This window comes from Streptomyces sp. NPDC059957 (assembly GCF_042730015.1).
GTDB lineage: Bacteria > Actinomycetota > Actinomycetes > Streptomycetales > Streptomycetaceae > Streptomyces.
Map to the genome: position 1 here is coordinate 1 of NZ_JBHWMB010000139.1, position 8,845 is coordinate 8,845.

7 protein-coding genes and 1 pseudogene are annotated in these 8,845 nt (G+C 68.9%); 7 read left to right on the forward strand and 1 reads right to left on the reverse strand.

Going from position 1 to position 8,845, the window contains the following annotated elements; translation table 11 throughout:
• The first annotated feature begins 52 nt into the window (after positions 1-52).
• The 4 genes from ACFWBW_RS40725 to ACFWBW_RS40740 all read left to right on the forward strand — a co-directional run bounded on the left by ACFWBW_RS40725 (position 53) and on the right by ACFWBW_RS40740 (position 4,935).
• Positions 53-1,285, forward strand: a complete 1,233-nt coding sequence (locus ACFWBW_RS40725; RefSeq protein WP_385384641.1) for an acyl-CoA dehydrogenase family protein — start codon at positions 53-55, stop codon at positions 1,283-1,285.
• A gap of 12 nt (positions 1,286-1,297) precedes the next feature.
• Positions 1,298-2,773: an MFS transporter gene (locus ACFWBW_RS40730; RefSeq protein ID WP_385384644.1), complete on the forward strand. Its 1,476-nt coding sequence runs from the start codon at positions 1,298-1,300 to the stop codon at positions 2,771-2,773.
• 325 nt (positions 2,774-3,098) lie between these two features.
• Complete coding sequence (locus tag ACFWBW_RS40735) at positions 3,099-4,226, forward strand: hypothetical protein (protein ID WP_385384647.1); 1,128 nt, start codon at positions 3,099-3,101, stop codon at positions 4,224-4,226.
• 163 nt (positions 4,227-4,389) lie between these two features.
• Positions 4,390-4,935: a TetR/AcrR family transcriptional regulator gene (locus ACFWBW_RS40740; RefSeq protein WP_385384650.1), complete on the forward strand. Its 546-nt coding sequence runs from the start codon at positions 4,390-4,392 to the stop codon at positions 4,933-4,935.
• A 170-nt stretch (positions 4,936-5,105) separates the two neighbouring features.
• Here ACFWBW_RS40740 and ACFWBW_RS40745 read toward each other — a convergent pair whose 3' ends face one another.
• The gene (locus ACFWBW_RS40745) at positions 5,106-6,023 is read right to left on the reverse strand and encodes a LysR family transcriptional regulator (RefSeq protein WP_385384653.1); all 918 of its coding nucleotides are present in this window, start codon (positions 6,021-6,023) and stop codon (positions 5,106-5,108) included.
• Positions 6,024-6,269: 246 nt separating this feature from the next.
• Here ACFWBW_RS40745 and ACFWBW_RS40750 point away from each other — a divergent pair, with 246 nt between their 5' ends.
• From ACFWBW_RS40750 to ACFWBW_RS40760, 3 genes and pseudogenes are all read left to right on the forward strand, one after another.
• Positions 6,270-6,884: a CGNR zinc finger domain-containing protein gene (locus ACFWBW_RS40750; RefSeq protein ID WP_385384656.1), complete on the forward strand. Its 615-nt coding sequence runs from the start codon at positions 6,270-6,272 to the stop codon at positions 6,882-6,884.
• Between the two features lie 529 nt (positions 6,885-7,413).
• Positions 7,414-7,614: pseudogene (locus ACFWBW_RS40755) on the forward strand (helicase-related protein); the annotation flags it as partial.
• A 213-nt stretch (positions 7,615-7,827) separates the two neighbouring features.
• Positions 7,828-8,838, forward strand: a complete 1,011-nt coding sequence (locus tag ACFWBW_RS40760) for a helicase associated domain-containing protein (protein ID WP_385384662.1) — start codon at positions 7,828-7,830, stop codon at positions 8,836-8,838.
• Positions 8,839-8,845 lie beyond the last annotated feature (7 nt).

Below are 8,845 nucleotides of genomic sequence, written 5' to 3' on the forward strand. Positions count from 1 at the left end.
CCCCCCCCGGATCGACCTCACCCACTTGTCCGCTCGCCCAAGGAGCACCGGTATGACCACCACCGCGGTACTGCAGTCCACCATTCGCCCCGACGACCCCGTGCCGAACACCTTCGAGGGCATCCTCGCGCGCGCCGAAGAGGCGGCGCCCGTGCTGCTCGCGCGCGGCGAAGAGATCGAACGGGCCCGCCGGCTTCCCGCGGACGTCGTGGAACTGATGCGCAGCACCGGAGTGTTCCGGATGGCAATGCCCAAGTCCTGGGGCGGGCCGCAGCTGACCTCCCTGGAGCAGAATCGGGTCATCGAGGCCCTGGCCACCGGTGACTCGGCTGCCGCATGGTGCGCGATGATCGGTATGGACACCTGGATCTACGCCGGCTACCTGGACGAGGACGTGGCACGTCGCCTGCTGCCGCGCCCCGACATGATCACAGCCGGTTCGATCCTGCCGAACCCGCGCAGCCGGGCGGAGCGGGTGCCGGGAGGCTACCGGGTGACCGGGCACTGGCAGTTCGGCAGCGGGGTGACCCACTGCGACGTGCTGGCGGCGGGTGTACTGGTACACGACGGGGGTGAGCTGGAACTCCACGCGGACGGCAGCCCGAACTGGCGGGTGATAGTGGGCCGCCCCGAGCAGTTCGAGATCATCGACACCTGGTTCACCACGGGCCTCGCGGGCAGCGGCAGCCAGGACTACAAGGTCACGGACCTGTTCGTGCCCGAGGAGCACACGTTCAGCTTCGGACAGCCGCTCGGATACGCGCGGCCCGGCGCGGGCGCCATCTCCGCGCCGGACGCCATCCTCCGGAACATGCCCGGTGTGCCGCTCGGTGTCGCGCGCGCCGCCATCGATCACGTACGGGGCATGGCGGCCACCCGGGTCAACGGGGTGACCGGGCAGCCGTGGTCGGACAACTACCGGATCCAACTCGGCATCGCCGAAGCCGAGATGGAACTCGCGGGGGCACGGGCCGCGGTATTCGACAGCCTGCGCAGTCAGTGGGACACGCTGGAGTCGGCCAGGCCGCTGACCATCGACCAGCGGGCGCTGACGGCGCTGGCCCGGGTCAACTCGTTCCGGGTGGCCCGGTCTGTCGTCGCCGGGCTCTACGACCTCGTCGCGACGAGCGCGATCTACCGGCCGTCGCCGCTGGACCGCTGGCTGAGGGACCTCACCACGATGAACCAGCACATCGTGGCGCAGGACCAGATCATGCAGTCGGCCGGCGCGGCACTCGTGGGCGGCACGCCTCAGGTGCCGTTCAGCCTCGGAATAGCGAACTAGGGGGCCCGGAGCATGACGACTTCACCTTCCCGTACCGATCTCGACACGGGTGCCACTGAGGTGGCGTCCGTGCCGGAGGCCACGTCGGCCTGGGGCGGCCGGCAGTGGGCCATGCTGGTCGTCCTGTGCGGCGCGATGTTCCTGGACGCCCTCGACAACGTCATGATCGGCATCGCGGTCCCCCCGATCCAGGCGGATCTGGGCATGTCCACCTCTTCCGTGCAATGGGTGGTGAGTTCATACGTCCTCGGATTCGGAGGCTTCCTGCTGCTGGGAGGCCGGGCCGCGGACCTCCTCGGCAGGCGCCGGGTGTTCCTGGCGGGCGTCGCCGTCTTCGCCGCGGGGTCGCTGGTGGGCGGGGTGACGGACACCAGCGCGCTGTTGATCGCCGGCCGGTTCGTCATGGGCGTCGGCGCGGCGTTCACCGCCCCCGCCGCCCTGTCGATCATCGTGACGAGCTTCCCCGAAGGCGCGCAGCGCAACCGGGCACTGGGTATCTACACGGCCTGCGGCGCCGTCGGCTACTCGACCGGGGTCATCGTCGGCGGGCTGCTCACCGAACTGGGCTGGCGGTGGACGTTCCTGCTGCCGGTGCCGGTCGCGCTGGCCCTCCTGGCCGGCGGGTGGCGGCTGGTACCTCGCGATGTCAAGGGGTCCCGCCCGAGCGGCGGGTACGACGCGGCCGGCGCGGTCACCATCACATCGGCGATGCTCCTGCTCGTCTACACGATCGTCGAGGCGCCACAGACGGGCTGGTTCGCTCCACGCACGCTGTCCCAGGCCGCCGCGACCGCAGTGCTGCTGGCACTGTTCGTGACGATCGAGCGGCGGGCCGCCACACCGCTCATCCGGCTGGGGCTGCTGCGCAACCGCGCGCTGGTCGGGGCGAGCCTGGTGGCCGCCGCCATCCTCGGTACGTACATGAGCTTCCAGTTCATCGGAGGCCTGTACCTCCAGAACCTGCGGCACTGGTCACCGCTGCACATGGCGCTGGCGTTCCTTCCGATCGGTGTGCTGATCGCGCTGATCGCCCCGCGGGCCGGAACACTGATCGCCCGGTTCGGGACCAAGTGGATGATCTTCGCCGGCTTCGCCGCGTACACCGCGTCCTACCTGCTGTTCCTGCGCATCGACGAGAACTCCTCGTACCTGTGGGTGATTCTGCCGTCGATCCTGCTGATCGGAATCGCCTTCCCGTTCTCCTTCCCCGCGGCGAACGTGCTGGCGACCACCGGAGTGGACGACGAGGAACAGGGACTGGCGGCAGGAGTGCTTCAGACCGGGTACCAGGTAGGAGCCGCCATCGTCCTCGCGGTCGTGGCGGCGACGATGTCGGCGGGCGACGGGGCCGGTGCCTCCGTACCGCAGGCCCTGGCCGACTACCGCAGCGGGCTGTACGTCGTGACGGGCATCTCCGTCGTCACGATGCTCGCGGCCCTCTTCGCCGCCTGGCGGGCGACCACGCGGAAGGCGCCGGTCGCCGGCTGAACATCACCACGTGCCCGGGTACCGGCGGATCGCCGGTACCCGGGCACTTCGCTGTCCCGCGGACCTGCTCGAAGGGGCACCGGCCGATGGGTGCCATCGGGAGATCCGATTTCTGGCGCGTGCGCTGGTGCATACCGTGGTGGCGGGGCGAATTGCACACCCCTCTGGAGTCGGCCGGCCTCCTGATCCACACGGACGGGGTCGCGCGAAATCACATCCACGTCACGCATGACGGTGTTGATGGCGCCCTCGATCGAGGACCGGGCCGACCACACGCACGCATCAGCAAGACAGCCACCTTCAGCACCCAGGAGGGAAGCAGACCATGGCTACACGCAGGGGATTCATCGGTGGTGCTTCCGCTATCAGCGCCATAACCCTTCTGGGTACGACGGAGTCGGCCTCTGCCGCCACCGCTGAGACCGCGCTGACCGCCGAGGCGGAATCCGCGGCGCGGAACGCCATCCGTGCGGTCAATGCGGGAATGCGGTCGAACTACGCGGCACTCAAGTCCGAGCTGATCAAGCGTCTGGGCCCGGTCGTCGTGGTCCAGAACAACGCCGTGGGGGGTAAGTTCACCCTCATCTACGACGGAAAAGAACAAGAGTCGGTCAACCCTGTCGCCGAGATATTCGAGCTGGCCAAATCGATCAGCCACATCCCCCTGGGAATCTTCTCGGTCCTCGCTCCTTACCTGTCCGACCAGGTGCCCGGCGTTCCGAACTCCAGCCGTATCGACCCGCACGATCTGGACATGGTCGCCTTCGCGGGGCCCCAGAGCACCGGCTGGATCAGCCCCCTCGAGGGCTACGCCGCGACGCTCACCACCGCCCGCGACCAGCTCGACAGCGCCAACCTGCCGCAGGACCTGCGGATTTCCTGCCGCAAGATCCTCGACGAGGCGCTCACCTTCATCGGGGACTCCGTGCGTCGCCGCTCCTTCGACATGGCGGACTTCCAGACCTTCGCGGGCAGGGTGTACCCCTCGATCCGCGTCAACATGACGTACTCGGCTTCTGCCCAGATCACCGCGATCGAGGGACTGATGAAGCGGTGGCGGGAGAAGATCGGCGAAGCGGCCTGGGCGGACCTGTACACGGTCGTGCTCTCGATCTGGATGACGTCCGCGCTGAACCAGGCCTCGATCATCATCCAGCGCTGCATGAACCCGGCCAAGGTCGCCACCCACCTGATCGACCTGCCGACCGTCCAGCTCCCGACCGACCCGATCTTCGTGGCCCTGGACAACCTGGCCCGGATCGTCCAGGACAACATCGCGGCCGAGATGGTCTTCCCCACCGACCAGAAGGTCGCCGACGCCCTCAAGGGCAAGGAAGACCTGCTCTCCGACGAGATCCTCAACCAGCTCGGAGTGACCACCGGGGTGCGAACCGCCGCCGACATCACCGGGGTCGCGACCTGCCCCGTCCAGAAAACGACGGCGTCGGTCTAGGGTCTGGGGGAAACGTGGGTGGCCGTGGCTGCCCTGGCTGGTGCTGGGGCGGCCGCACAGGCGAATCCAGGATTGGCTGGGAACGCCGACGACGCCTCTCCCTTTCAAGCGGAAATGCAATACGCATTCCTCTCGACGGGAATTCACATTACGCTTGAGCCTTATGGATGACCCCGAAGAGAACGATAGAGACCGGACCCGGTTGCTGGATGCGGCGGAAGAATTGTTTTATGCCCATGGCATCCGAGCCGTCGGAATGGACCGGATCCGTACGGCCTCGGGGATATCTCTCAAGCACATCTACCGGCTCTTTCCGGCGAAGGACTCACTGGTCGCGGCCTACTTGGAGCGCCGCGCGGCCCGCTGGACGACCATTCTTCGGGAGGCAGTGGCGGCCCGGCCCTCGGATCCCCTGCCGGCTGTCTTCGAATGGCTGGCCGAGAAGTGCTCGGAACCCGGCTTCCGGGGATGCGGGGTCCTCAACGCGTGGGGCGAACTCGGTTCCGGCCCGGCCGGCGTGGTGGACGTCGTACGCCGCCACAGGGACGAGTTGCGCTCCGTCCTGGCCGAGGCCGCGGAGCCGGGCCGCTGCTCCGCGGAGCAGCTGCTGATCCTGTTCGAGGGTGCGACGTCGGTGGCCGCCCTCGCACCCGGCCCCCAGACGGCCCGACGGGCGTACGAGGTGGCGCAGCTGCTGTGCGAGCACTGAGAGGTCGCGTTCTCCCGGCGTTGCCTCCCGGAGACTTCAGGCGGCAGGCCCACTGTCCCGGCGCCAGGGCCACCGACCCGCCAAGGGGCGGGACGGTCGAAGCAGATCTTCCGCTTCGACCCTCCCGCCCCTGCCGGGTGCCGCCCCGTCAGCACGCGCGTCCTGACGCGTCATGCCATCTGGACCGCCTGCTCCCGCCCGATGCGCGCCGCCACGTCGCACACCACCGCGACCGCCGACATCGCCGAATCCCGGCCGGCCCACAGTGCGTGCACGGCCAGCAGCGCCCGGGGAAGACCCGCGATCACCTCAAGGCCACTGCCTTCCTCCGGCGATCGGAGCGTCTCCACCGGGAGCATCGCGATCCCATAGCCGTTGAGGGCGAGTTCCCGTGCGCCGCCCAGCGATCCGACCTCGATGACGGGCGGGTCGATCCCGTAGAGCTCGCGCAGTGCGGTGACCAGGACCTGGTGGGAGTCACAGTCAGGATCTACCGCGAGCACCCGGACGCCCGCGAGTGCGGACGCCACGTTGTCCGCGCGGGTGATGGCCACCGAGCCGACGGGAGCCACTTCGAGCGGCGGCAGCTGCTCCAGCGTCAGCCCACCCGTCAGCACCTCGGGAGGCCAGAAGTCCCCGTGGACCAGGGCCAGGTCCACCTCACCTTCTCGGACCGCCTCCCACACCTTGCTGATCGCCAGCTGCCGCGGAGAGACCCGCACTCGGGGATAGCGATACCGGCAGTCCCGGATCAGGGAGCCGACACGGGACTCCAGGAGCAGGGCCGAGGCACCGATCGAGGCACGCCCCTCCGTTTCCCCCACGGGATTGAGGGCACTGGTCATCTCGTCCACGACATGGAAGATTTTTGCGGAATAATCGTGAAAGATCTCCCCAGCCGACGTGAGCCGCACTCCCCGAGGAAGCCGGTGAACCAGCTGGATTCCGACACGCGCTTCCAGAGCACGGATGTGGGAGGTGACGCTGGACTGCGCGTATCCAAGACTGCGTGCCGCTTTGGTGAAACTGCCGAGCCGGGCCACTGCCCGGAATGTTCGGAGTTGATAAAGAGAAAGATCGAAGGTCATGTTTCCCCCCGCGGAAAGTTAAAATCCCCCGCACCTGGGTAAATCCGACCAAGCCTGTACGAGCCGTACGGTCGGCGCCCTGGGATTGGCTACCCTCCCCGGGGCCATGTGGCGTCGACGCCACCTCCCCCGGAGCACTTACTATCCTAACGGGTTATTTTCAGTCACCCGTTAGGTTTAAGATCTTGCCATGCAGTAGACACGTACGACAACCCGCATCCCCGTCGCTCCAGTTGAGGCCTGACTTTGCTCTCACACATCCAGACTCAGCCCCCCGTCGGCATCGCGCCCCTGAACGGGGCGCCACTGCCGCTGGAGTTCGCCAACACCGTCTTCCCACTCCGGGGAACGATGTGTGACAGCTTCGACACCCCGGCAAAACTCGCCTGGTGGCTACGGTCTTGCCGCGGCCAGCTGACGACCCATCTGCCCGACGGGGTCCTGGAGCAGGTCGATGCCGCTGACGTCCACCTCTTCACCCTGCTCAGGGACGCCACTCGCCGGCTGGTCGGCGCCTTCGTCGACCATCACGAACCCGACCCGCTCGACGTCGCCCACATCAACCGCGCCGCCGGCCTGGGCAGGCCCTGGCCGCTGCTGCAGTGGAACACCGGGGAGCGCCCCGTCGCCCTGAGCATCTGCCCGGCCACGCCCGTCCTCGCGGTCCAGGCCGAGATCGCGCACGCGGTCGTCGACCTCCTGACCGGGGCCTGCGGCGCGGAGCCGAAGGCCTGTCAGGCACCGGGCTGCGTCTTCTTCTTCGACCACATGCGCTCTCGCCAGCAGTGGTGTTCCACAGGGTGCGGGAACCGGGCCAGGGCTGCCCGGCACTACGCACGCCACCGCCGCCCCGTGGACTGATGGGATGTCGGTCGACGGGGCGTGAGAAATGAGCCGGCAAAGCCGTGCTGGCGCAACCGGCACCATCGGTGTGTCCGCAGGGCCTCGACGGCCGGGGAACGCGGCCCGCGCTCCGCTCCGGACGTCCGCTCCTGACCGCACTGAAGGGCGCCAGCGCCGGTAGGGGCCGTGCAGGCCTCACGGCCATGGCCCCTACCAGTGCGGAGCCAGTCGCCCCCGGAAACCGCGGTGGATCGCACCGGCCACGTCGTGCACCGCTGCTCACGGCGGACGGCGCCCTCGGACGGAGCGAGGCAGCTCCTGACGGCCACGGGGCATCTTGCTCGGCAACCGCCCACCGGGACCGGACCGTGGCCGCTGCTCGGGAGGTCCGGTGCGTGGTGGACATAATGCGGTGGGAAGCGTTCCCGCACCGCTACTTCAGGTCAGCCACCGTGTTCACGACGACACCGTACCGGTCGGAGATGGTCGCCAGCGCGCCGTCGTGCACGTCCTCCACGAAACGCACCCCGAAAAGCACCCCGCGAAGGTGTGGACGGGATGGCTGCGCGGAGACCACGAACCCGAGTACCGGGCCGACGTCCTCGCCGACTTCGGACGCCGCGCCGGGCGCGCGGTCCTCGCTAACTGCCGCGTTCTCGGGGAAGGCGTCGACATCCGAGCGGTGGACTCAGTAGCCCTGATCGACCCCAAGGGCTCCGCCGTCGACATCGTCCAGGCCATCGGCCGGGCCCTCCGGCAAAAGCCCGGGGAGGGGAAGATGGCCACGCTCATCGTGCCTGTCTTCCTGGCCGAGAATGAGAACCCAGACGACATTCTCTCGTCGAAATCGTACGGCCCTCTCATTCGGGTATTGAACGGGCTCCGTGCGCACGATGAACGTGCTGTGGAGATGCTCGCAATTCCCCAAGAAGAGCAGAAGCGCAGTGTAGCGCCGTCGCCGATGATCGGTGAAGCACCCCCCGACGGCCAGGAGGAAGCGCGGCTGCTGCTGCGGTTCGCGGCCCCGCGCGACCCTGTCCTTATCGCGAAGTGGATCAGCTACCAGGTCTTCAACACCGAGCGCGCCGACTGGCGCCGGGGCGTCGAGGCCGCCTTCCGCTACCGGGAGCGCGAGGGGCACCTGGAGGTCCCCTACGGCCACGCCGAGGGCCCGTACCCACTCGGGCGGTGGCTCTCCGACCAGCGCCGCACGTTCCGGGCCGGGGCCATGAGCGGGGAGCACGCCGCCGAGCTGGAGGAGCTGGGGATCGTCTGGGACACCGCCGACGCCGCCTTCAACGAGAACCTCGCCGCCGCGCGCGCCTACTTCGAGCAGCACGGGACGCTGGCCTCGCCGCGGCACGGCATCGCCCTCGGAAAGCCCGTCGGGCAGTGGCTCACCAACGTGCGCCGCCCCGGCGGACTGGGCAAGGACCCCGTACGCGCCCGCCGGCGGGCCGAAGTGCTCGCCGCGATCGACGAGGACTGGAACCCGGGTGAGAGCGGGTGGACGGTGGACTGGCAGCGGCACTCCGCCTACCTCGCCCAACTCCTGGCCGAGGGCGCGCGCCTGAGCGCGGTCGTCCCCGGGGTGACCCGACACGGCGAGGACATCGGACGCTGGCTCGCCACCCAGCGCCGGGAGTTCGACCAGCTCAGCGACGAACAGCGACGCCGCCTCGGGGCGCTCGGCGTCAAGGCCGTACGGGCCCGCAAGACCACCGCGAAGACGCCCGCGACCACCACGTCCGGACGGTGCGCAGCAGCCTTCCAGACGGGCATCCAGGCCCTCGCGCAGTACCGGGAGCGGGAGGGCGGCGGGATGCCGAGGCGCGGGCACGTCGAGCTGCTCCCCGACGGCACGGAGCACCGGACGGGGGTGTGGATCGTCAACCAGAAGCAGCGCCGCGACCGGCTCGACGACGGGCAGCTCGCCGAGCTCGCCGAGCTCGGAGTCGACTGGGCCCGGTAACCGGGTC

Bases quoted from the DNA above. Each gene is read 5' to 3' on its own strand.
- ACFWBW_RS40740 (WP_385384650.1), top strand. From the start codon at position 4,390: ATGGATGACCCCGAAGAGAACGATAGAGACCGGACCCGGTTGCTGGAT.
- ACFWBW_RS40745 (WP_385384653.1), bottom strand. From the start codon at position 6,023: ATGACCTTCGATCTTTCTCTTTATCAACTCCGAACATTCCGGGCAGTG.
- ACFWBW_RS40725 (WP_385384641.1), top strand. From the start codon at position 53: ATGACCACCACCGCGGTACTGCAGTCCACCATTCGCCCCGACGACCCC.
- ACFWBW_RS40735 (WP_385384647.1), top strand. From the start codon at position 3,099: ATGGCTACACGCAGGGGATTCATCGGTGGTGCTTCCGCTATCAGCGCC.
- ACFWBW_RS40730 (WP_385384644.1), top strand. From the start codon at position 1,298: ATGACGACTTCACCTTCCCGTACCGATCTCGACACGGGTGCCACTGAG.
- ACFWBW_RS40760 (WP_385384662.1), top strand. From the start codon at position 7,828: ATGATCGGTGAAGCACCCCCCGACGGCCAGGAGGAAGCGCGGCTGCTG.